The organism is Bhargavaea cecembensis DSE10, assembly GCF_000348905.1.
GTDB classification, from domain to species: Bacteria; Bacillota; Bacilli; order Bacillales_A; family Planococcaceae; genus Bhargavaea; species Bhargavaea cecembensis.
The window spans coordinates 1-22,537 of record NZ_AOFT01000010.1 but is presented as its reverse complement, the minus strand read 5'-3'; the positions used below and the strand labels follow the sequence as shown (position 1 = coordinate 22,537).

The following is a 22,537-nucleotide window of genomic DNA, read 5'->3' as shown; positions in this document are numbered from 1 at the left end:
AATCAAACCTTTGCTTTCTTTATGCAGACACAAAAACCGCAGGCACGGCGGAATATTCCGCTGTGCCTGCGGTTGTTTAAACGGATCAGTTGTCGAGCACACGGCCGATTGCCGCACGTTCAAACTGGAGACGGGTTCCGTCGGTGCATTTCACAAAAACGGTCGCGTCATCCACTGCATCGATCGTGCCGTGGAGGCCTCCGATCGTGACGACTTTGTCGCCGCGCTGAAGTTCATTCTGCATTTGCTGTGTTGCTTTCTGCCGCTTCTGTGCCGGGCGGATCAGGAAGAACCACATCACGGCGAACATCAGGATCAGCGGCGCCAGGGCTACTAATGTTTCCATTTATTTTCCCCCTTTCTGTATGGTACAAGTATACAAGCTTCAGAAGTTTTTTGCATTGGGTTTGTTGTATCCATACTGTTCAAAGAACTCTTCACGGAAATCACCGAGGCGGTCTTCGCGGATCGCCTGCCGGACCTGCTCCATGAGATTCATGAGGAAGTACAGATTGTGGTAGCTCGTCAGCCGGATGCCGAACGACTCTTCCGCCTTGATCAAGTGGCGGATGTAGGCGCGGCTGTAGTTCCGGCATACATGGCAGTCGCAATTTTCGTCCAGCGGCCTGAAATCGCGCGCAAACTTCGCGTTCTTGACAACAAGGCGGCCTTCGCTCGTCATGAGTGTCCCGTTGCGGGCGATCCGCGTCGGCAGCACACAGTCGAACATGTCGATGCCGCGGATCGATCCGTCGATCAGCGCATCCGGAGACCCGACGCCCATCAGATAGCGCGGCTTTTCTTCAGGCAGGAGCGGCGTCGTGAAATCGAGCACGCGGTTCATGACATCCTTCGGCTCGCCGACGGAAAGGCCTCCGACCGCATAGCCCGGGAAGTCGAGCGAGGTGAGGTCCTGAACGCTCTGTCGCCGGAGGTCTTCGAACTCGCCGCCCTGGACAATGCCGAACAGCCCCTGGTCTTCGGGACGCGCGTGCGCCTCGAGGCACCGCTCCGCCCAGCGGGATGTCCGCTCGACACTCGCCTTCATGTATTCATGGGAGGCGGGATACGGCGGGCACTCGTCAAACGCCATCATGATGTCCGAGCCGAGCGCATTCTGGATTTCCATCGCTTTTTCGGGACTCAGGAACAGCTTGCTGCCGTCGAGGTGATGGCGGAAATGGACGCCCTCCTCTTCGATCTTGCGCATATCACTGAGTGAAAACACCTGGAACCCGCCGGAGTCGGTCAGGATGGCCCGGTCCCAGTTCATGAACTTGTGGAGGCCGCCTGCCTCTCTGATGATGTCATGGCCCGGCCGGAGCCACAGATGGTACGTGTTGCTGAGGATAATGCCCGCCTTCATCTCCTTGAGCTCTTCCGGGGACATCGTCTTGACGGTCGCCTGCGTGCCGACCGGCATGAATGCCGGTGTCTCGAACGAACCGTGCGGCGTATGCACGATGCCGAGCCGCGCGCCCGTCTGCTTGTCTTTTTTGATCAGTTCATAGGTGATCGCTGGAGTCATTTGCTTCTCCCTTTCTTTGGAGGCTTCAGGAACATCGCGTCACCGAAGCTGAAGAACCGGTAACGCCCGTCCACCGCATGCCTGTATGCGTTCAGGATGATTTCACGGGACGAGAAGGCGGACACGAGCATGATCAGGGTCGATTTCGGCAGGTGAAAGTTGGTGATGAGCCCGTCGATCGCCTTGTATTCATAGCCCGGGAAGATGAAAATCGAAGTCCATCCTCCGGCGGCGACTACCTCGCCGCCATGTTCGGAGGCGATTGTCTCGAGCGTCCTGGTCGATGTCGTACCGACCGCGATCACACGGCCGCCTGCTTCCTTCGTCTTCCGGATCGTTGCGGCAGCTTCTTCGGAAACACTGTAGTACTCCGAATGCATCTCGTGGTTTTCGATCGTGTCGACGCTCACCGGCCGGAACGTGCCGAGCCCGACGTGGAGCGTGATGAAGACGATCTCGACTCCTTTTTCCCGGATCTCGGCCAGCAGTTCCTCCGTAAAGTGGAGTCCTGCCGTCGGTGCCGCTGCCGAGCCGCGTTCTTTTGCAAAAACGGTCTGGTAGCGGTCCCGGTCATCCAGTTTTTCATGGATATATGGAGGAAGCGGCATTTCACCCAGCCTGTCGAGCACTTCATAGAAGATGCCCTCATAGCTGAACTTGAATGTCCGTCCGCCATGGTCTCCGACACCGGTGCATTCCGCTTTGAGCAGCCCGTCACCGAATGTGACGACCGTGCCCGGCTTCACGCGTTTTGCCGGTTTGACGAGCGTCTCCCACTCGTCTCCGCCCTTGTCTGTCAGGAGCAGGACTTCAATTGTGGCCCCCGTCTCTTCCTTCGTGCCCAAAAGACGTGCGGGCAGAACCTTTGTATCGTTGAGGACGAGGCAGTCGCCCGGTTCAAAATACCCGAGGATATCGGAGAACTTGCGGTCCTCAAGTCCGCCTGTTTCGCGGTCCACGACGAGCAGCCGGGATGCTGTCCGTTCTTTTAGCGGAGTTTGCGCGATCAGATCCTCCGGCAGATGAAAATCAAAATCTTCTACATTCATCATTCGTTCCTTCTTCCGTCATCCGGCATGTCCATGCCGAAATGTTCATAGGCGCGCGGCGTGGCCACACGACCGCGTGGTGTGCGCTGCAGGAATCCGATCTGCAGCAGGTAAGGTTCATAAACATCTTCGATTGTGGCCGATTCTTCGCCGATGCTCGCGGCGATCGTATCGAGGCCGACAGGGCCCCCGCGGAACCGCTCGATCATGGAGAGGAGCAGTTTATGGTCGATGCTGTCCAGGCCGTGAGAATCGACCTGGAGCAGTTCCAGGGCTTCCTGGGCGGTCGGGAGCGTGATCTGCCCGTTGCCGCGCACTTGGGCAAAATCCCTTACGCGCCGGAGCAGGCGGTTGGCGATCCGCGGTGTGCCGCGGGAACGCATCGCCATCTCCTCCGCCGCTTCGCGTGTGATCGGGGCGCCGAAAATGTCCGCGCTCCGTACGACAATTTCGGCCAGCGCTGCCCGGTCGTAGTAGTCGAGACGGAGCGGCACGCCGAAACGGTCCCGGAGCGGTGCCGACAGGGAGCCGGCCCTGGTGGTGGCGCCGATCAGCGTGAACGGCGGCAGATCAAAGCGGATCGACCTTGCCTCCGGCCCCTTGCCGACGACGATATCGAGGCAGAAATCCTCCATCGCCGGATAAAGCACTTCCTCGACCGCCCGGCTCAGCCGGTGGATTTCGTCGATGAACAGCACGTCCCCCGGCTCAAGCGAGCTGACGATGGCTGCGAGGTCCCCGGGCCGCTCGATTGCAGGCCCGCTTGTCGTCCGGAAATTGACACCCATCTCGTTTGCGATCACCGAGGCGAGTGTGGTCTTGCCGAGGCCCGGCGGCCCGTACAGAAGCACATGGTCCAGGCTTTCCTCCCGCTGCTTGGCCGCCTCGATAAAAATGCCGAGGTTGTGCTTGACCCGATCCTGGCCAATATACTGGCCGAGACGCTGCGGCCTGAGCGATTGCTCAAATCCGTTGTCAAATGATGTGGCTTCGCCGGAAATCACCCGTTCTTCCATCAGTCCCCCTCCTTCCCTTCAGGTTGTGCAAACCGGTTCACCCGTTAACCCTGCTTCAGCAGAAGCGCAAGCGCCCGCTTCATATAAGCTTCCGTATTTTCCAATGACTCTTTCTCGAGCTTCGGCCGGATTTTGCCGAGCTCCCGCTCCGAGTAGCCGAGTGCGGTAAGTGCGAGCATCGCTTCCTCGAGGTCATGATTCGAATCCAGTGCCGGTTCCGGATCGGCTTCGGTCATGAAGACGACTTCATCGGTCACGCCGTCCAGCTTCCCTTTCAGATCCAGGATAATCTGCCGGGCGGTCTTTTTGCCGACACCGGGGAATTTGACGAGGAACTTCTCATCTTCCGCCTCGATGGCGGCAACGACCTGGGCGGTCATTCCGCCGGCAAGGATCGCCAGTGCACCTTTCGGGCCGATGCCGGAGACGGTGATCAGCTTCCTGAACAGTTCCCGCTGCTCTGGAGCCTGGAAACCGATCAGCTGCATCACGTCTTCCCTGACATGGAGATGCGTGAAGACCTGCTTTTCCTCGTCCGCATGGAAGGCATACGGATTGGGCGTGATCACCTGATAACCGATGCCGCCCTGCTCAACCGTGATATACTCGGGCGTCACCCTGGTGATGCGCCCTTTTATGTAATCGTACAAGCCGTGTTCCCCCTCTGTCACAATGAGTAGATTATAGCATACATGTTCGCATCCCCGCATCAGCCGGGGTATGGGAGGGATGCTTTCAGAAGTGTTATTGTTTACATAATAAATATATCGGTCATTGGTTGCCTCACGAAATAGAAAATGCCGCGGACCTCTTCTCAATAAGAGACCCGCGGCGATGCACGATTAATTGTTCACCCGCTTAGACACCTGATAACAAAGCGGAATCCAGGCGGACAGGGCTTTGTCCGTGAAACGGTCCAGCTTCGCTTTCATCTGCCTCTGTTTGTCTTCATCGAGGGTCAGCAAGTACAGCCATTCCCTCAGAAGTTCATTCGGATAAAGCAGCAGGTTGAAAGAAGACGCAGAAAGCAGGCCGAGTTCCGGCTGCTCGCCGCACAGGTAATCCAGGTCAAAGTCGACATGCGAGAGGACGCGGTGGATCCAGAGCGCTGTCTCCGTGCCGGACGGACCGGTGCAGGCCAGGTCGAAATCGATCATCACGTACTTGCCGTCCGGGCCTTTCAGGAAGTTGTGATGGACGACATCCCCATGAAGAAGTGTGCAGTCCTCTTCCGGATCATACGTTTTCCGGATGGCACTCAGCGCTTCCTCGGCGTGATAGACGATCGCGTCATAGTGCTTGCTTCCGACCAGCGGCACCAGATTCTTTTTCTGATTGCGGAACTTCGAAAGCCGGTCTTCCCATTTGGCGATCAGCGGATACCGGTAAAGCACCCCGGTGCCTTCCCAGTTCACCTGATCGGATGTTGCATGGAGCATGCGGAGCACGGAGAGCGTCCGATCCCTCCCCGCCCTGCTTGAATAGTCGGCAGGCCTTGCGCGGTCCAGCCAGGGCTGGATGACCGCCCGCTCATCCGCCGAACCGATGATCGGCAGGACATGCGGGAACCCGATATTCTCAAGTTCATCATGGATCCGCCTCACCTTGCGCGCCTGCTGGGCGGAATCATATTTCTTCAGCGAATACCGTTTGCCGCCGACGTCCCATTTCCAGACGTTCTGCTTGATCTGTCGGATGTTGCCCCCGGCAGCCATGGGTGATCAGTAGCCGCCGTGCCCGTACGGTGAACCGCATACGTGGCAGCAGTGTCCGTGGTGGTGGCCATGGCCCGGATAAGGCTGGAAGGACGGCTGCGGCCAATAAGGCCATGCGGCGGCCTGGACGGCATACGGCACAGTTGGCCCGTCACCGCATCCGCATCCTCCGGGAGACTCAGCCGGGTACATGTGCATCGGTGCCTGTGGCACGTGGAGGTCATCGGTCATCGGGGATTCGTGTTCGTGCCGGTCGCCCATGTACACATCGAGCGAGGACGAATAAGAACTGGATTCGCCCATTTTCCAGCCATGATCCGGAGATTCATGCTCTGCCGGCATGGCGTATTCCGGCATTCCCTCCGCAACAGGCAGTGTGTAACCCGGTGCAGACGGCATCTGCGGCATCGCCGGATACGGCTGTGCCTGAGGGTAGGATTCCATCGGCATCTGAGGATACGGTTGCATCGGCATCTGAGGATATGGCTGCATCATTTGCGGATGATGATGGGTCGGCATATGGCCATGACCGCACATCGGGCAGCACATATCAAATACCGGCATGTAACAGAATGGCATCGGCATCATCATTGGCATGGCCGCTTCCTTCTCGGGTGGGCAAGGCTCCTGCATCGGCGGCATATCCATTTCCGGCAGGACCGGAGGAGGGCCCATCGGCGACTCTTCTTGCATCGGCGGTGGCGGTGGAGGCGGTGGCGGGGCCATCGGCGATTCTTCGATTGGCATCAGCGGTGGCGGTGTCGGCATTGGCGGCGGTGTTGGCGCCGGTTTCGGTTTTGGAGCCGGTTTCGGCGCGGGCTTTGGTGCCGGTTTTGGAGCCGGCTTTGGAGGCGCAGGCTTCGGTGCCGGTCTAGGCGGCGCCGGCTTTTCCATCGGAGGCGGCGGTGGCGGGGCCGGTGACAGTTCCGGCGATTCCATTTCCTGCTTTTCCCTCACCGGTTTTTTCGGGCGACCATCCTTGTACGGATGTTCAGCCGGCGGCTGGCCCTTGCCTTTCTTTGCATGATCCGGCAGGAAGATCTTCATCCCCGGCACGATATAGTCCGGATTAGCCAGATGGGCATTGAGCCGTTTTACTTCTTCAAAAGGAACCCCGTACTGCCTGGAGATTTTCCAGAGGGTATCCCCTTTCTGCACAATGTGCACGTGCATTGCTTCTCCCCCTTCCATCGGTATAGCGTATGAACCCGCACTGGGCGATGACACTGAAACTTTGACAGACTCCGAGGACGTCTTCACAATAAGCTATGAGAAAACGAACAGCAGATATGACGGGAAGGAGTCGAAGCCCATGGAAAAGTTGAAGGGGGACGAGCGGAGGAAACTGATTCTCAGGAAACTGAAAAACAGCGAACGCTCGATCAAAGGGGCGGAGCTTGCAGAAATATGCGGAGTGAGCCGCCAGGTCATCGTCGGGGATATCACCCTTCTGAAGGCGCATGGCGAGTCCATCATGGCGACCAGTTCGGGGTATGTCCACCTCGGAAGCGAGACGCCGGAGCGGCAAGGCGTACTGTCGAGAAAAATCGCCTGCACACATACGCCGGACCAGACGGAAAAAGAGCTGAACCTGATTGTCGATGCAGGCGCCTCTGTGCGCGATGTCACCGTCGAACATCCGGTGTACGGAGAACTGAACGCGGCCATCATGGTCAACAACCGGCATGACGTGGGACAGTTCCTCGCCCGGGTGCACGAAACCGGATCGCCCTTCCTGCTGGAGATCACCGGCGGGCCCCACCTCCACACCATCACCGCGGACAGCGAAGAAATCCTCGACCGCGCGGAGCAGGCACTGAGGGAGCATGGGTTTTTGACGGATGAGGCGTAAAGGTATTTTATGATTTCCGGAGTATGCGGCGGATTTTCGTACTATGGAGAGCAGTTTCGCAGTTAATCATTCGATTTCGTAATTGGATTGCGACCCGGAGTATCCGGACGGATTTCGTACTACGGTCATCATTTTCGTACTTATTTTTGCAATTTCGTACGATGGATCGCGTTTCCGGAGTATCCGTTTGAATTACGTACGATAGCCCGCTATTCACAACAAAAAAACCGGCATCGCGCTTAATTTTCGCGCGGTGCCGGTTTTATCTCATAGGTTCTGTAGGTGCCGAGCGGCTTGACGACACAGCCGAGTGCAGCGAGTTCTTCCATGGCGCCCTTCATCATCGGATGTTCTTTTCCTGCGTCCACATCGACGATGAAGAAGTAGTCGCCGAGACCCGTTTTCATCGGGCGGGATTCGATCTTGGTCAGGTTCAGCCGTCTCCAGGCGAAGACCGACAGGATCTGGTGCAGCGCACCGGAGCGGTTATCCTTCGGCAAATTGATCATGAGGGTCGACTTGACCTTTTCCCCGCATCCGGGTTTGCCGATCTCTCCCTCCCGCTTAGACAGTACGACGAACCGTGTCCGGTTAAAGTGGAAGTCATTGATGCTGTCCTGCACGATTTTCAGGCCGTACTTTTCTGCGGCGAACCGGTTTCCGATTGCTGCAATGCGCAGCTCAGGGTGATCGGCCGCGTATTTGGCGGCACCCGATGTCGATGTCGCCTGGATCAGCGGCACGCCCCGGAACCGGTAATGCAGGAATTTGTGGCACTGGGCCAGCGCCTGCGGATGCGAGTGGATCGACTCCACTTCTTCCCACCTGTCCGCCTGTACCGGATTCACCATGAGATGCTGATCGATCGGCTGCAGGATTTCAGCTGTGATATAAAGCTCCACTTCATGATACAGGTAATCGACCGTCAGGGAGACGGCGCCTTCCAATGCATTTTCAATCGGCACGACCGCATAATCTGCACGGTCTTCCGATACGGCTTCAATCGCTTCCGGAATGGTCGTATAGGGCATGAGCCAGTCCCCATGGAACAGGCCGTCTGCCGCCAGATGGGTGAACGACGCCTCCGGTCCGAGATAAGCCACCCGTGTCACTGTTTCTTCCAAAACCTTTTCTCCCCCTTAATACGCGCCCGAACTGACGACATCCGCCGATTCGATGAACGGCAGCCGCTTGAGCGTCTGCAGGAACGTGTTCAGTTCCATCGTCATCGCGGTCACATCCAGTGACAGAGTCACATTGGCGCGGCCCTGGATCGGGATGGTCTGGTGAATCGTCAGCACATTGCACTGCGCCTCCGCAACGGTCCGCAGCAGTTCCGCCAGCGCCCCTTCCCTGTCCTCCAGCTGCAGGAAGATCGTCAGGATCCGCTCCTGGACAACCGAATGGAAAGGGAACACCGTGTCGCGGTATTTATAGAACGCACTTCGCGAAAGGCCGACCCGCTTTACCGCATCCCAGATGGTCGACTCCTCGCCGTTCTGCAGGAGGCGCTTCGCTTCGAGCGTTTTCTGCATCGATTCCGTCAGGACGTCTTCCCTGACGAGGTAATAATTTTCATCCGAAACGTCTTTCATTGTTTCAGCCCTCTTTTCTCTGCCTGCCGTTCGCGCCGGCAGGCCCCCTTACCGGGCAGGTCTCAATCCACGAATTCGAATTCGTAGTCCATGATGCGGACCGTATCTCCGTTCTCGACGCCGCGCTCGCGCAGTGCATCGTCGATGCCCATGCCGCGGAGCTGGCGGCCGAACCTGCGGACCGACTCCTCGTGCGAGAAGTTGGTCATCTTGAACAGGCGCTCGATCGCAGGACCGCCGACCGTAAACGCACCGTCGTCGTCCCGGCCAATGATAAATTCATCTTTTTTCTCCGCTTCAAACTTATACAGGACGTGGCGCGATTCTTCCACTTCCTCAGGGTCATAAAGCGGGAACTCCGGCGTTTCTTCGAGAAGGTCCGCAACGGCATACAGCAGATCCGACAGCCCCTGGCGGGTGATGGCGGAAATCGGGTACACCTTCACTTCGGACGGGATCTGTTCCTTGAATTCCGCAAGGTTCATTTCCGCCTCGGGCATGTCCATCTTGTTGGCCACGACGATCTGCGGACGCTCCGTGAGGCGGAGGTTGTACTGCTCCAATTCCTCATTGATCGTCACGTAATCCTCGTACGGGTCGCGTCCTTCCATGCCGGACATGTCGATGACGTGCACGATGACGCGCGTCCGCTCGATGTGGCGAAGGAACTGATGGCCGAGCCCGACACCCTGGTGGGCCCCTTCGATCAGGCCGGGCAGGTCTGCCATGACGAAACTGCGCCCGTCACCGGCGTCCACGACACCAAGGTTCGGAACGATCGTCGTGAAATGATAATCGCCGATTTTTGGCTTGGCGGCCGACACGACGGACAGCAGGGTCGACTTTCCGACACTCGGGAAGCCGACGAGGCCGACATCCGCCAGCACCTTCAGTTCGAGGACGACTTCCAGCTCATAGCCCGGCTCGCCCTTTTCTGAAATTTCCGGAGCCGGATTGGCAGGCGTTGCAAAGCGGATGTTGCCCCGCCCGCCGCGGCCGCCTTTTGCGATGACCGCGCGCTGGCCGTGCTCGGTCAGATCCGCGATGATCGCGCCCGATTCCGCATCCGTCACCGTCGTGCCCGGCGGCACCTTGACGACCATGTCTTTTGCGTTTTTGCCGTGCATGCTCTTGCTCATCCCGTGCTCACCGCGCGGGGCCTTGAAATGCCTCTGATAGCGGAAATCCATCAGCGTGCGCAGGCCTTCGTCCACCTCAAAGATGACATCGGCCCCCTTGCCGCCGTCGCCGCCCGCGGGTCCGCCCATCGGTTCGTATTTTTCCCGGCGGAACGCGACCATTCCATTACCGCCGTCCCCGCCTTTTACATAGATCTTTACGTGATCGACAAACATCACCGATCCACCTTCCTTCCAGCTACTGTCATCATCAGTTGTCCATCTTCCTCGGAATGATGGAACGTAAACCGTGCATCGGGTGACGCTTCCGCCAGGCCTTCCTGCAGTTGGTGAGGGCCTGTCAGAGTGAATGTGGCCGACCATGCCCCGGATTCTGTCTTTACCCGGATCTGTGCACCGTACTCCGCATACGGGCTCAATCCGTCCTGAAGCACCGAGAACAGCTCTTCGAGAAAAGCCTCTGCCTCCGCATCAGCTTCCCTGTCACCCGGGCCGTCCGTTGCCACATCCAGCGACACCTCGTATTCCGGGAAGCGCCAGCCGAACGTGAGGAGCCATACTGCCAGGCCCGGCATGTCCATTGCACCCAATGCAGATTCGTGCCGTGCCTTTTCGACGGCATCATCAATCGCTTGCCGGACACCGTCCTCCTTGCCGAGATCCAGCATCATCCGGATCAGATGGAGGGTGTTCATATGATCATGCCTCGAGTATTTCAGCAATTCCTGTGCCGACAGCCGTTCTTCCATCGCGGTCACTTCCCGTCTTCCAAAAGTTCGTGTTCATCCCGTACGTACAGTATACCACTACAGGACAGGCGTGTTTCAATGCAGGTGTCTAAAAATCAACGGTCTTTTTCCGGCAATAAAAAAGCGGGCCGCATGAGAATCATGCAGCCCGCCGTCATCCATCTGTTGCTTATTGAGCAGCCGGATAGACGCTAACTTTTTTCTTGTCGCGGCCGAAACGCTCGAAGCGTACGACACCGTCAACCTTTGCGAACAGCGTATCATCGCCGCCGCGGCCAACGTTTTCACCAGGGTGGATTTTCGTCCCGCGCTGACGGTACAGAATGGAACCGCCGCTTACGAATTGGCCATCCGCGCGCTTCGCACCAAGGCGTTTCGCTTCGGAGTCACGGCCGTTCTTCGTGGAACCTACCCCTTTCTTCGACGCGAAGAATTGGAGATCCAAACGTAGCATGTAGTCCACCTCCTATCGGTTAGTAGTCACTTTAATATGTTCACCATAGTCCCGCTCAATGGTCTGCAATGAAACGATCATGGACTTCAGGATCAGCTGGACGGATTCATCTTCGGGATCCGGCACCCGGACGGACAGATAGCCGCCGTCGTCACCAAGCTCCACTTCCGGCTCCGTTTCCGTCAGTGCAAACACTGAGTTGACGGCGCCGAACGACACGGCCGAGGCCGCGGCGCAGACCAAATCCTTCCCGTGTTCCGCGAAGTCCGCATGGCCGGTCATCTCAAATGAGGTGATGCGGCCATTTGATGTTTCATCCACAATTACCCGGATCACGGCTTACAGGTTGATGCCGTCGATGACGACTTTCGTGTAAGGCTGACGGTGACCCTGCTTCTTGCGGTAGTTTTTACGGCGCTTGTATTTGAAGACAACGATTTTCTTGCCGCGGCCGTGCTTGGCGATTTTACCTGTAACGGTTGCGCCTTCCACGAATGGAGCGCCGACTTTCACGTCGTCGCCGCCGACGAACAATACTTTATCGAATGTGATCGTCTCATCGACGTCACCTGCGAGCTTTTCGATGTAGATCTCCTGGCCCGCTTCAACTTTAACTTGCTTGCCGCCTGTTTCAATGATTGCGTACATGCTTGCACCTCCTCTTAGACTAAGACTCGCCCTCCAAGGTGACCAAATGGTGCTTAAGACCTTGTCGGCGCGGTTGTAGTAGCACGGGTGCGCTACAAACCAACATGAAAATACTATCACAGACCGGACTTCCGGTCAACTGCCGGCCTTGGGAAACTTCCGGAATAGACCCGTTCCAGCACACGCTCATATTTTCGGTACCGCCAGTGAAGGACATTCTGGACCAGCAGGAACAGGGCAAGGAACAGATAGGGCGCCGACTGCGGCAGATAAAGGATGAAAAAGACGGCTGCGGCAGCCGACACGGAAATAGAGATTATGATGAGCGCAATTTTCTGCTCCGGAAAGAAAACAAGCGCCGCCCGCCCGCCGTCCAGCGGCAAAAACGGCAGCAGATTCAGGCCAAGCAGGGCAAGCTGTGTCGAGATGAGCAGCTCCCGCCCGGGCATATGAATGAATAACGAAAAGGCCAGCAATAGGGCGGTCGCCGCAGGTCCGCCCGCGACGATCAGGAGCCTGTCCGCTTTCGGCAAACGGGAAAAACGGGGAATTACGATTTCCCCGCCGTATGGCATGATGACGCATTGCCTCACGGGAGCGCCCGTCCATTTCGCGGCCAGCAGATGGCCGGCCTCGTGGAACAGCAGCGAACCGAGGACGATCGCATAGAACGAGACATTCCCGCTCGCAATGATCGCAAGCAGGAACGGGATCATGACCGGATGCATCCGGTACTTCATTTGCAGAGGACTCCGGTTGTCATTCCCCCGTCCCCCTCAGCGACGCCAGCCAGTTTTTCACGCCTTCCGCATCCATCGCATCACCGTCGCGCTGCACGCCAAGGAACATCGCCCCGGTCTCCAGCTCCGCGATCGCCTCACCCGCGCCGACCGTCGTATACGGCAGCGTCAGGAACTTTCCGATAAACCCGTATGTCACGGTATCCCCGTCATCATACTGGACGGTCACCGTCTTCCCCGTCTGGCGCGTATGCCCGGTGTAGATGACCAGCCCGTCCCCCTTCGCCGTCACCGGAATGGTCGCATCATACGACAGCACCACCCCTTCACGGAACGGCTGGAGCGTGGAAAACTCCGCCATCGCCGGCGTCGTCCCGTCCGCAATCACCGGAACCGCCGTCTCCGGACGTCCCTGGTCCACGAACGACATCACCCATTTCTTCAGCACCGTCAGTTCCTCACCCGACCGCACCAGATGCGTGATCTGCGTCTTCATCACCTGATGCTCCTCCAGCTTCGCCACCCCGAACAGCACGATGGTCACAAGCAGCGCCGCCACCCACTTCTCCCTCCACCTCATCAGCACCACACCCCTGCGAAATGTTTTCTCTATCATATGTAGGAGGGAGCGGGGTGATGATAAATTGTTGAGAGATTTGGAGAGTGGCGTTGAGTCGGGAGTATAGGGCATGGGGCGGGCCTTACTCCAAATCAGGGGCTGTTGCTCCAAATGAGTCGGCCTTACTCCAAATCGGGGGCTGTTACTCCAAACGGGCGAGCCTTACTCCAAATCGGGGGCTGTTACTCCAAACGGGCGAGTCTTACTCCAAATCGGGGGCTGTTACTCCAAACGGGCGAGTCTTGCTCCAAATAAGGGGTTGTTATTCCAAATGGGTTGGCCTTACTCCAAATGGGAGGCCGTTACTTCAAATCAGGCACCGTATACTCCAAATGGGCCGGCCTGAGCTTCTACTTTCTTTCATACATCAAATGATTAATGAATTTTTCCAGATAAATGTTCTCTTTACGGATTGTCCACTTTCTATTTCGTTTTTTATTTGCGGTATATTGGCAACATGAAGTCAATAGTCTGATTGCGCTTTGAATATTGGCTAAGCCCAAAAACCGCTGGGCTTCATTGCTGGTAATTTGATCACCGCAGAGGGTTCGATATTCCTGTAACGTAGCAAGATGTGCATCCGTCGAATCAGCATTGCAACTCTTGCAGTTCCACTTTCCATGCCCCCGCTCCATTCCAACCTTATAGCATCCCGGACATCTCACACCTGTCATTAAATCAGTATCTGTAATATTATACCATCTTAGGTACTGATCCTGCTTTTCCCGCGATAGAAGTTTAAGCGTATCGCCTACGTATTGCAGGTCCGATCTTCTTAAAAACGCCCGATTCTCCTGTTCCAATTTCTCAACGTGTCCCGGCAGTCTGTCGACCGGGAAGATGGGTCTGCTGACGGGGCTCTGGACGACCAGACCGTTATAGCTTGCGAGTACGATGGCGCCATGTACCCGGACCGGTAATTCAATTGAGGCGAGGAAGCGTTCCGTTGCCGCAACCGACCGGTTCAGCTGGTCTTCGGGGTTCCGCATGCCTTCCCGCATACCGTTTTTCATCCTGTAAAACTGTCCGTTAGCGTCGTCGAAGTAGAGTTCCCCGGTCATGTTCTTGACTTCCAGCACCAATACAAATGCGGGATGGAGCACGAGTGTATCCACTTGGACAAAGCGGCCACCTGCCGGCACCATCACATCCTTCAGCACCACAGGCTTTTCCTTCATCCTCGCCTCTTCCAGATAAAAGTCCGCTTTTTTCTCCCCGGCATAGCCGGCGAGCCGCATCTCCAGGTCGCCTCGGATCCGCTCATTTGACGGATGCCCGGTAGATATCCTCGATTCCAGCACCGCCAGTGCGGCCAGTCGCTCCGGCACACTTCTTTTCCCCATCGCCCATCCTCCTTTCCATAATAAAAACCCCCATCCGCACGCCTGAAGAGGCATGTGATGGGGGTCACATTGTCGAACTTCCTTATTTTATCCCGATTTCCCGGGAAACGATTATTTCGTGAAAAGGGATTTCAGCTTACCGAAGAAGCCCTTTTTCTGCTCGTCCATGGACATGAGCGGCACCGATTCGCCGAGGATCCGGCGGGCGATGTTGCGGTATCCGGTTGCGGCTCGGTTGGCCGGGTTGAGGACGACCGGTTCGCCTTTATTGGATGAAGAAATGACGTTTTCGTCATCCATGACGATGCCGAGGAGATCGATCGACAGGTGGGTGGTGATCTCGTTGACGTCTAGCGCCTCGCCGGAGTCCATGAGATGGCGCTTGATCCGGTTGATGATGAGCTTTGGCGGCTCGATGCCTTCTTCCTGCTCAAGAAGGCCGATGATCCGGTCAGCGTCGCGGACAGCGGAAATTTCCGGTGTCGTGACGACGATGGCGCGGTCTGCACCGGCAACGGCGTTCTGATAGCCCTGCTCGATGCCGGCCGGGCAGTCAATCAGAATGTAATCATATTCCCGTTTCAGCTCGGTGACGAGTTCCTTCATCTGCTCCGGCGAAACAGCCAGCTTGTCCGCTGTCTGTGCCGCCGGAAGAAGGAACAGCCGGTCTTCAAAGCGCTTGTCCTTCACGAGCGCCTGGTTGACACGGCAGCGTCCTTCCACCACATCGACGAGGTCGTAGATGATCCGGTTCTCAAGGCCGAGTACGACGTCCAGGTTCCGGAGGCCGATGTCCGTGTCAATCAGGCAGACTTTCTTGCCTTGAAGGGCCAATGCAGTTCCCAGGTTGGCGGTCGTCGTCGTCTTGCCGACGCCCCCCTTCCCTGATGTCACAACGATGGCTTCTCCCACATTAGCTTCCTCCCTTGAATGTAGATAGGTTCGGCCTCAGGATGCGGAGCTCCTGAAGTCGGTCGATGGCGATGAAGCCATTCCGGTGGATATAGGCACATTCCATTTCCGGGCGTTCGGACAGAACCGTCAGTTCGTCCGTCATCGTCTCCACTTTATCGGCGATCATCAGATGGGTCGCTTCCAGCCAGGAAGCGGCGATGACCGAGTCCCGATTGCCCCCGGCTCCGGCATGGGCGATGCCCTTCAGCCGGCCGAGGACGAAAATATTCCCGTTCGCGATGGCCTTCCCGTTCGGGTTCACGTCACCGATGATGACGAGGTCGCCGTCCGCCTTCACGACCTGCCCGGAGCGAACAATCCCGACATAAGTCTCGGACTGGTTCTCCTTGATCAGGCGGTTGCACTCCTCCACACGGATGACGTCACTCTGCACTTTCGTTACTCGGAGATGGGGAGATTTCTGGACACAGTTGATGAGCTCCTTTACCTGCTCATCGGTACAGTACCGGTTGCCGAGGTGGAGCTGGATCTCCGTCGTCCCCTCGAGCGCCTCATCCCGGACTTTCTGCTCCAGTTCCGACATCAGTTCGGAATAGGCGCATTGGTCGTCAAGGCGCAACACGAGGCCCGACTTCGTTCCTTTGATCATGACAAGCTGTTTTCTAGTCACTTGCGTCACCCCAATTCTCCTCCATGCTTACAACATTCCTTCCCTCTTCTGGATGCTCCGCCGGTTGGCAAGCGATTTGAACACCCAGCCCAACAGGACGAGGAACACCGAGTTGGCGATCATCGTCGGCAAGAGTCGGGTCGGGACGAACTCGCCGAATGGCATCCCGATAAATCCGATCAGTGTGAAGAATCCGTACAGCGCCGTCTCAAGCACCGCGACGAGAAGCAGCGTGATGAGCGTGACGACGATAATATGTTTGTGGATATGCTTCACGGCCCAGATGGCCAGCAGGCAGACGGCCGGGTACAGGAAGGCGTATAGACCAATAATATCAATGTGAAATAAATCGTACAAGAGTCCGAAAATGATCGCGTACACGAGGGCACGCTGCCGGCTGTAGTAGACTCCGACAAAGATCAGGAACATGATCAAAAATCGGGGGATGAGAAAGCGGAGCTCCCCGCCGATCTCAATCGGCGAAAACAGACCGAACACCGGCTCCACATAGAATAAAACGACGGCGACGAGCGGAATGAGGAGCCGGATCATGAGCCGTCCCCGTCTTTCCCGTCTTCCGCCGTTTTATCCATTGCCTCTCCCGTGTTGCCGGCATCCGAGCCGTCAACCGCCGTCGATGTCCGCTTGGCGACGATCACATGTTCCAGCATCGCGAAGTCGGCAGCCGGCTTGATGTGCGCCTGCTTGGTCAGCCCGAAGTCATCCGTCGTCACCTCGGTGATCTCCCCGATCAGGAGCCCTTTCGGGAAGATTCCGCCGAGACCGGATGAAATGACCTTCTGGCCTTCCTTGATCTCGAACGCGGAATCGATCCGCTTGAGGATCAGTTCACGCCGCTCGGTGTCGTACCCTTCGATGAGGCCGAACGCTTCCGTCTCGCCCGTGACTAGCGCGGACACCCGATAATCCGGGTCCTGTGTCGCAAGCAGCTGGACGGTTGACGTGAACGGCGTCGTCAGTACGACTTTCCCGATCAGCCCGTCGGCGGTCATGACCGCCATGTTCTTTTGGATGCCGTGGGTTTCACCCCGGTCGATGACAACCTTTTCTTCCCACTGGTCGGGGTTTCTTGCCAGGACCGAAGCGTGGATCGGCTCATAATCCCGCAGGTCATCCTCTTTGCCGACAATGTCCTTCAGACGCTGGTTCTCATTCCGGACATCGCTGAGCTCTGCCTGGACGGCTGCGTATTCGACGAGCCTCGCGCGCAGGCGCTGGTTCTCCTCATAGGTGTTCAGGAGTGAATCCACATCGTCGATCAGGTCCGTTATGTAGTGCGCCGGCTTCGAGAACAGTTGCTGTCCGAAGCCGACGACATCTTTTACGATCTGTTCGGGCAAGTTCGCCTGATCGCGGTCCCTGAGCGAGAAGAAGATCAGGGCGACCAGCACGATGACACCGACGAGGAGGAGGATCAGCCGTTTGTTCGAGAAAAACTGCGGCATGCTGCCTTCACTCCCGTATTATCTGGCTTGCTGTTTCTTGATGACATCGAAGTTGTCGAGCGCCTTGCCGGTGCCGATCGCCACACAGTCGAGTGGATCTTCCGCGATGGATACAGGCATGTTCGTCTCTTCGGCAATCACCTTGTCCAAGTTGGCGAGAAGCGCACCGCCGCCCGTGAGCACGATGCCGCGCTCCATGACGTCCGCGGACAGCTCAGGCGGTGTATGCTCGAGGGTCTTTTTCACGCCGTCGATGATCGACGTGATGGATTCCTTGAGTGCTTCCGCGATTTCTTCGGAAGAGATTTCGATCGTCTTCGGCAGGCCTGTCAGCAGGTCGCGTCCGCGGATCTCCATCTTTTCCGGATTCTCGGTGACTTTGGCGGAGCCGATCTCGATCTTGATCTGCTCGGCAGTGCGGTCACCGATTGTCAGGTTGTACGTTTTGCGGATGTACGAGATGATCGCCTGGTCCATGGCGTCGCCGCCGACTCGGATGGATTCGCTCGTCACGATGCCTCCGAGCGAGATAACGGCCACTTCCGTCGTCCCGCCACCAATATCGACGACCATGCTTCCGGTTGGTTCCCATACCGGGAGGTTCGCGCCGATTGCAGCCGCAAACGGCTCTTCGATGGTGAAGGCGTCTTTTGCGCCGGCCTGGCGGGAAGCGTCGATGACGGCGCGCTGTTCGACCGATGTGATGCCGTATGGCACGCAGATCATGACGTTCGGCTTTTTCCATGTGCCGCCTGATGCTTTCTGTGCTTCGCGCAGGTAATACTGGATCATGGCCGTCGTTGTGTCGAAGTCCGCGATGACGCCGTCTTTCATCGGACGCGTCGCGATGATCGAGCCCGGTGTCCGGCCGATCATGTTTTTTGCATCATTCCCGACTGCGACAATCTCCCCGGTCTTGACGTTCTTCGCGACGACGGACGGTTCGCGGAGAACAATTCCCTTGCCCTTGATGAAAACCAATGTATTTGCTGTGCCGAGGTCAATCCCGACATCTTTTGATCCGAGTCCAAACACGCTATTAATCTCCCTTTCTGCGCGGCCGTTAGTGTTGCCGGTTTGAAATCATACACATCATTATAACGGATTCCGCGAGAAAGTGACAATCTTATATGAAGCTATAACGTGTAATAGATTAAAGTAAGTATTTTCTTGCTTTGATCCGATAGTGAACGGGTTGATTTCGCTGCAGGCCCTCGCTAACCGCGGGCCGCCGCCGAGCCCCGCGACTGCGTCTTGCGGGTCTCGCCTGTCCGGCTTTTCCCGCAGGTGTCTCGGGCCTTCCGCTTCAATCAACCAAAATAGAGTTACATTCGCTTCTCCCTTCTTCAAATAAAGTCCCCTTCTTTAAGACTTAGGAATTTGTGGTCGCCGATGATGATGTGGTCGAGGAGGTCGATGCCGACGATTTTGCCGGCTTCGGCGAGGCGTTTGGTGACTTCGATGTCTTCCGGGCTTGGGGCCGGGTTGCCGCTCGGGTGGTTGTGGGCACAGATGATGGAGGCCGCGGATCGCTTGACCGCTTCCCGGAACACTTCCCTCGGGTGGACGATCGAGGAGTTCAGGCTTCCTATAAAGATGGTCCGGCTGTGGAGTACTTCGTTTTTCACGTTCAGGAAAAGAACGACGAAGTGTTCCTGGTTCAGGTTGGACATGTCCGGCATGAGATAGGCGGCAGCATCTTCCGGGGAGCGGATGACGTAGCGCTCCGTCGACTGCTTGCGGGTGAGGCGCTTGCCGAGCTCGACGGCGGCAAGCAGCTGCACCGCCTTCGCCTCGCCGATCCCTTTCACCGATGTCATCTCTTCAAGTGTCGCGTGCTGCATGTCCTGGATCCGGTCGAAAAAGGCCAGCACCCGGTTGGACAGCTGCAGGACCGATTCCGATCTCGTCCCGGTGCGCAGAAGGATGGCAATCAGCTCCTGGTTGGACAGGCTTTCGGCGCCCTGGTGGATAAGCCGCTCCCTCGGCCGGTCGGCGATGTGAAGCTCGCTGATCTTCGGCACATACAGGTCCGTCGTCAAGGCTCGTCCCCCTCTCCACCGGCGATCACGCCCATCTCCTCCAGCACTTCGAACACGTCCGCGACGGGTAGCCCGACGACCGCTTGGTAGTCTCCCCTGATCTCCTTCACGAACAGCGCGCCCCCGGACTGGATGCCGTACGCACCGGCCTTGTCCATCGGGTCGCCGGAATCGACATAACGGTCAATCACCCATCCCGGAACATCCCTGAACTCGACTTCCGTCGTGACCGAGAACATGCGGTCCTGATCTCCGTCCGTCACACACACACCTGTCGAGACGGAATGGACCGAGCCGCAGAGCGATTCCAGAAACGCCTTTGCCTCCTCCTTGTCGGACGGCTTTCCGTATACCCGTCCATCCTGATGCACGACCGTATCCGAACCGATTACAACAGATCCCGGTTCACCTTCCGCTACATCCCTTGCCTTCAGCCTGGCGAGCCGTTCCGCATAGTCTTCCGGGTTTTCCCCCTCCCGGATCGGCGGCTCTTCCACCTGCGGCTTCCGGACGATGAACGGGATGCCCGCCACCCCCATCAGCTCGCTTCTCCTCGGCGATCCCGATGCGAGGATCACCTGACGGTTCGTCTTGAATTCCATGTGCCATTCCCCCTAAACGGTTTGTTTTCATCATAGCCGAGCGGGGGGAATTAGAGAAATCTGCACTTTTTAATTTTGAGCACGGAAAACGGCTTAAAATTCGATTTTGAGGCACTCGGCGGCCTCGGAATAATGGCTGACCAGATGGAGTCTCATGATGGCCGGATCTTCCGTAATCCCTTGCACGGCGCCGACATTCTTTTTCCAGCCTTCCGGTAGCGTATCGTCTTTTGTCTTGTCGTCAAATTTGAAATTTGCCGCTTCCTGGGCCGCCAATAAAACCGGCAGTTTCCCGCTTGTTTCCGCCGGGCACGCCGCTGCATCAATCGTGAACGGCTTGACGAACGTGTCCTTTACGACCGATGCCCTTGCCTCGGAGTCGGTCAGGTGGATCGCCGACCAGAGATAGAACTTGTCCGCCACCCGGACAATCGCTGCCTTGTCGAGCTGCGCCTGCGCCGAGAGGAACCCGGTCGCGGCATCGTAGCTTGAGAACATGCCGTGTTGGATGGCGAAGAACATCGACTTCCTGTTGCCCGTCGCCTCTTCGCCTTCCCCTTTTTTCGCTTCTTCCTTGGCCGGTTCCGCATCCGCAGGCACCGTTTCCCCGGACTCCGGCTCTTCGGCACCCGACTTCTCGTCATCCGACATGACGATGAACCCGAACAGCAGCACGCCGCCGATCCCCATGAGGAAGCCGTGCATCATGGCCATCGCGATCGCCCCGCGCGAATACTTTTTCCGTAACCGCATGACACCACCCCTTTTAAAAGGAACGATACCAGCCGGACGATAAAAAAGGACAAGACGGCTGTCGTCTTGTCCAAAAAATATATCGGGTCAAACAAACAGGTTCAGATACCAGCCGACAATCTCATTGCCGTACAGGTAGGCGACCGTCGCGCCGAAGGCGATCGAAGGACCGAACGGGACCGGCGTGCGCCTGCCCTTGCGCTGGCGCTTCAGGATCATAAAACCGGCGACCGCTCCCACCAGGGCGGCGATGAACAGTGACAGAAATGAATCCGTCAGCCCCAGCACAAGGCCGATCACGACATACAGCTTGATGTCGCCGCCGCCCATGCCGCCCTTCGATACGATGGCGATAAAGAGAAGTATGGCGGGGAGAACCAGTGCCGCAGCCGGGCCGTCCCACCACGGATCCGTCGGCAGGGCGATCCGGAGCAACAGAATCGGAACGCCGAGCGCAAGGAGAATCTTGTCGGGGATGAGCATATAGGCGATATCCGAGACGGTGATGATGACGAGAAGCGACAGGAACAGCAGCGCAACAAGCAGCTCGCCGGTAAAACCGAACCGGAGATACGCGAGTGCGAAGGCAATCCCGGTCAGCAGTTCCATGACAGGATAGACCCAATGGATCTTCGAGCCGCAGCGGCGGCATTTGCCTTTCAGGAATAGAAATGAGAAAAACGGCACAAGGTCGGCCGCCGTCAGCCGCCGCCCGCAGTTCGGGCAACGGGACGGCGGCCGGACGATCGACTGTTTTTCCGGGACCCTGAGGCCGACCACATTATAGAACGACCCGAACACGAGGCCGTATATGAAAAACATCAGCGCCCAAAGCCAGTCCACAGTCAGTCCTCCTGTTCCGTTTCATCGTCAAACGGGAATGGATCATCTTTCAGCGAAGGCGGCGGAGCCGGAGCGGTCGGCGTCTCACCTTCAAGCGTCGTCAGATCAGGCCGGTAAAACGAGGAAAACGTGATCTCCATCGCAATCGGCTCATCTTCCTGTGCCTCCTCGGTCCGCTCCGACGGGCCGGTGAACGTGACCGAATTGGTGACCGTGATCCGCTCGAGCCGCTCGACTTCCTCGATGAACGTGAGGATGCCGTCATAGTCCGGCGAAAGGATCTGCACTGTCGTCAGCAGTTCACTGACGCTCTCGACACCTTCCGGCGGGTTCTCGATGACCATCTCGCCCGTCGAGAACGCGACGTTCTGGATTTCCGTGCCTGACACGACTTCCGCCTTTCCGACCTGCAGGAGGACAACTTCCTCTGCAGGGTTCACCGGCACACGGCGCTGGAGCGGCAGGGTGCTGGCCGGCTCGCTTTCCGTTTCGCCCGCTGCCTGCTGCTGGAGTGAGGACAGTACCTGTCGCTCGGTCTGCAGCGTCTGCTGTGCCTGGAGCCGGGTTTCCCTCGCCGGCTGAAACAGCATGAAGTACGAGTACAGAAGGAGCGCTATCAGGAACAGTACCGAGAGGACGACCAGGATCGTCTCTTTCCGGTTCATGTTGAAACGGTTCACTGTCCGCCGCCCCCTTCCGTCTGGTCTCCGCCGGAAGCCGGTGTGTCACCGTTTGGGGTGCTTCCGGAATCCGTGGTGCCGTCCTGACCTTCGGCAGCAGGATCGGTTTCCGTTCCTGT

Annotated in this window: 28 protein-coding genes and 1 other annotated feature; of the genes, 1 reads left to right on the top strand and 27 read right to left on the bottom strand. The window is 57.5% G+C overall.

The features are described 5' to 3' along the window. Nucleotides 1-85 precede the first annotated feature (85 nt). From yajC to C772_RS16745, 7 genes are all read right to left on the bottom strand, one after another. Nucleotides 86-346: a preprotein translocase subunit YajC gene (gene yajC, locus C772_RS10350; RefSeq protein ID WP_008299815.1), complete on the bottom strand. Its 261-nt coding sequence runs from the start codon at nucleotides 344-346 to the stop codon at nucleotides 86-88. 39 nt (nucleotides 347-385) lie between these two features. After that, nucleotides 386-1,528: a tRNA guanosine(34) transglycosylase Tgt gene (gene tgt, locus C772_RS10345; protein WP_008299813.1), complete on the bottom strand. Its 1,143-nt coding sequence runs from the start codon at nucleotides 1,526-1,528 to the stop codon at nucleotides 386-388. Beyond that, entirely contained in the window at nucleotides 1,525-2,577 is a 1,053-nt protein-coding gene (gene queA, locus C772_RS10340; RefSeq protein ID WP_035002117.1) for a tRNA preQ1(34) S-adenosylmethionine ribosyltransferase-isomerase QueA, read from the bottom strand. Before queA ends, tgt begins: the two co-directional genes overlap by 4 nt. Further along, nucleotides 2,577-3,593 carry a Holliday junction branch migration DNA helicase RuvB gene (gene ruvB / locus C772_RS10335; RefSeq protein WP_008299810.1) on the bottom strand — a complete coding sequence of 339 codons (1,017 nt, stop codon included), beginning with the start codon at nucleotides 3,591-3,593 and terminating at the stop codon, nucleotides 2,577-2,579. The genes queA and ruvB overlap by 1 nt, the downstream gene beginning before the upstream one ends. 44 nt (nucleotides 3,594-3,637) lie before the next feature. Beyond that, entirely contained in the window at nucleotides 3,638-4,243 is a 606-nt protein-coding gene (ruvA, locus tag C772_RS10330; RefSeq protein ID WP_008299809.1) for a Holliday junction branch migration protein RuvA, read from the bottom strand. A gap of 192 nt (nucleotides 4,244-4,435) precedes the next feature. Next, a complete protein-coding gene (locus C772_RS10325) occupies nucleotides 4,436-5,308 on the bottom strand; it encodes an aminoglycoside phosphotransferase family protein (protein WP_008299808.1) in 873 nt (290 codons plus the stop codon). 6 nt (nucleotides 5,309-5,314) lie between these two features. Beyond that, a complete protein-coding gene (locus C772_RS16745) occupies nucleotides 5,315-6,481 on the bottom strand; it encodes a LysM peptidoglycan-binding domain-containing protein (protein ID WP_008299807.1) in 1,167 nt (388 codons plus the stop codon). Nucleotides 6,482-6,620: 139 nt separating this feature from the next. Here C772_RS16745 and C772_RS10315 point away from each other — a divergent pair, with 139 nt between their 5' ends. Continuing rightward, nucleotides 6,621-7,160: a transcription repressor NadR gene (locus C772_RS10315; protein ID WP_008299806.1), complete on the top strand. Its 540-nt coding sequence runs from the start codon at nucleotides 6,621-6,623 to the stop codon at nucleotides 7,158-7,160. Between the two features lie 239 nt (nucleotides 7,161-7,399). On the opposite strand, the gene pheA is transcribed toward C772_RS10315, so the two are convergent. From pheA to C772_RS10210, 20 genes are all read right to left on the bottom strand, one after another. Beyond that, nucleotides 7,400-8,284: a prephenate dehydratase gene (gene pheA / locus C772_RS10310; protein ID WP_008299805.1), complete on the bottom strand. Its 885-nt coding sequence runs from the start codon at nucleotides 8,282-8,284 to the stop codon at nucleotides 7,400-7,402. Between the two features lie 15 nt (nucleotides 8,285-8,299). Then, complete coding sequence (locus C772_RS10305) at nucleotides 8,300-8,755, bottom strand: ACT domain-containing protein (RefSeq protein ID WP_008299804.1); 456 nt, start codon at nucleotides 8,753-8,755, stop codon at nucleotides 8,300-8,302. Between the two features lie 62 nt (nucleotides 8,756-8,817). Then, nucleotides 8,818-10,110, bottom strand: a complete 1,293-nt coding sequence (gene obgE, locus C772_RS10300; protein WP_008299803.1) for a GTPase ObgE — start codon at nucleotides 10,108-10,110, stop codon at nucleotides 8,818-8,820. Next, nucleotides 10,110-10,643, bottom strand: coding sequence for a Spo0B domain-containing protein (locus C772_RS16150; RefSeq protein ID WP_008299802.1), 534 nt, complete (start codon nucleotides 10,641-10,643; stop codon nucleotides 10,110-10,112). The genes obgE and C772_RS16150 overlap by 1 nt, the downstream gene beginning before the upstream one ends. 169 nt (nucleotides 10,644-10,812) lie before the next feature. Continuing rightward, nucleotides 10,813-11,097 carry a 50S ribosomal protein L27 gene (rpmA, locus tag C772_RS10290; RefSeq protein ID WP_008299801.1) on the bottom strand — a complete coding sequence of 95 codons (285 nt, stop codon included), beginning with the start codon at nucleotides 11,095-11,097 and terminating at the stop codon, nucleotides 10,813-10,815. Between the two features lie 12 nt (nucleotides 11,098-11,109). Then, the gene (locus tag C772_RS10285; RefSeq protein ID WP_035002115.1) at nucleotides 11,110-11,433 is read right to left on the bottom strand and encodes a ribosomal-processing cysteine protease Prp; all 324 of its coding nucleotides are present in this window, start codon (nucleotides 11,431-11,433) and stop codon (nucleotides 11,110-11,112) included. Between the two features lie 3 nt (nucleotides 11,434-11,436). Further along, nucleotides 11,437-11,745, bottom strand: coding sequence for a 50S ribosomal protein L21 (gene rplU / locus C772_RS10280; protein ID WP_008299799.1), 309 nt, complete (start codon nucleotides 11,743-11,745; stop codon nucleotides 11,437-11,439). Nucleotides 11,746-11,757: 12 nt separating this feature from the next. Next, nucleotides 11,758-11,830, bottom strand: a sequence feature (ribosomal protein L21 leader region). 31 nt (nucleotides 11,831-11,861) lie between these two features. Further along, nucleotides 11,862-12,485 (bottom strand): site-2 protease family protein, encoded by a 624-nt coding sequence (locus C772_RS10275; protein WP_008299798.1) that lies wholly within the window; start codon nucleotides 12,483-12,485, stop codon nucleotides 11,862-11,864. A 19-nt stretch (nucleotides 12,486-12,504) separates the two neighbouring features. Then, on the bottom strand, nucleotides 12,505-13,065 hold the full coding sequence (locus C772_RS10270) for a peptidoglycan DD-metalloendopeptidase family protein (protein ID WP_035002114.1): 561 nt from the start codon (nucleotides 13,063-13,065) through the stop codon (nucleotides 12,505-12,507). Nucleotides 13,066-13,454: 389 nt separating this feature from the next. Then, the gene (locus C772_RS10265; protein WP_008299795.1) at nucleotides 13,455-14,447 is read right to left on the bottom strand and encodes a nuclease-related domain-containing protein; all 993 of its coding nucleotides are present in this window, start codon (nucleotides 14,445-14,447) and stop codon (nucleotides 13,455-13,457) included. Nucleotides 14,448-14,558: 111 nt separating this feature from the next. Beyond that, nucleotides 14,559-15,359, bottom strand: a complete 801-nt coding sequence (minD, locus tag C772_RS10260; protein WP_008299793.1) for a septum site-determining protein MinD — start codon at nucleotides 15,357-15,359, stop codon at nucleotides 14,559-14,561. A 1-nt stretch (nucleotide 15,360) separates the two neighbouring features. Further along, nucleotides 15,361-16,032: a septum site-determining protein MinC gene (minC, locus tag C772_RS10255; RefSeq protein WP_152419762.1), complete on the bottom strand. Its 672-nt coding sequence runs from the start codon at nucleotides 16,030-16,032 to the stop codon at nucleotides 15,361-15,363. Nucleotides 16,033-16,059: 27 nt separating this feature from the next. After that, nucleotides 16,060-16,584: a rod shape-determining protein MreD gene (mreD, locus tag C772_RS10250; protein ID WP_008299788.1), complete on the bottom strand. Its 525-nt coding sequence runs from the start codon at nucleotides 16,582-16,584 to the stop codon at nucleotides 16,060-16,062. Then, entirely contained in the window at nucleotides 16,581-17,498 is a 918-nt protein-coding gene (gene mreC, locus C772_RS10245; protein ID WP_008299787.1) for a rod shape-determining protein MreC, read from the bottom strand. The genes mreD and mreC overlap by 4 nt, the downstream gene beginning before the upstream one ends. Nucleotides 17,499-17,516: 18 nt before the next feature. Next, nucleotides 17,517-18,533, bottom strand: a complete 1,017-nt coding sequence (locus C772_RS10240; RefSeq protein ID WP_008299785.1) for a rod shape-determining protein — start codon at nucleotides 18,531-18,533, stop codon at nucleotides 17,517-17,519. A gap of 311 nt (nucleotides 18,534-18,844) precedes the next feature. Continuing rightward, complete coding sequence (radC, locus tag C772_RS10230) at nucleotides 18,845-19,540, bottom strand: RadC family protein (RefSeq protein WP_008299781.1); 696 nt, start codon at nucleotides 19,538-19,540, stop codon at nucleotides 18,845-18,847. Next, nucleotides 19,537-20,142 (bottom strand): Maf family protein, encoded by a 606-nt coding sequence (locus tag C772_RS10225; protein ID WP_008299779.1) that lies wholly within the window; start codon nucleotides 20,140-20,142, stop codon nucleotides 19,537-19,539. The genes radC and C772_RS10225 overlap by 4 nt, the downstream gene beginning before the upstream one ends. Nucleotides 20,143-20,235: 93 nt before the next feature. Then, nucleotides 20,236-20,895 (bottom strand): hypothetical protein, encoded by a 660-nt coding sequence (locus C772_RS10220; protein ID WP_008299777.1) that lies wholly within the window; start codon nucleotides 20,893-20,895, stop codon nucleotides 20,236-20,238. Nucleotides 20,896-20,982: 87 nt separating this feature from the next. Further along, nucleotides 20,983-21,738 carry a prepilin peptidase gene (locus tag C772_RS10215; protein WP_008299775.1) on the bottom strand — a complete coding sequence of 252 codons (756 nt, stop codon included), beginning with the start codon at nucleotides 21,736-21,738 and terminating at the stop codon, nucleotides 20,983-20,985. A 2-nt stretch (nucleotides 21,739-21,740) separates the two neighbouring features. After that, nucleotides 21,741-22,418, bottom strand: coding sequence for a type II secretion system protein GspM (locus C772_RS10210; protein WP_008299773.1), 678 nt, complete (start codon nucleotides 22,416-22,418; stop codon nucleotides 21,741-21,743). Nucleotides 22,419-22,537 lie beyond the last annotated feature (119 nt).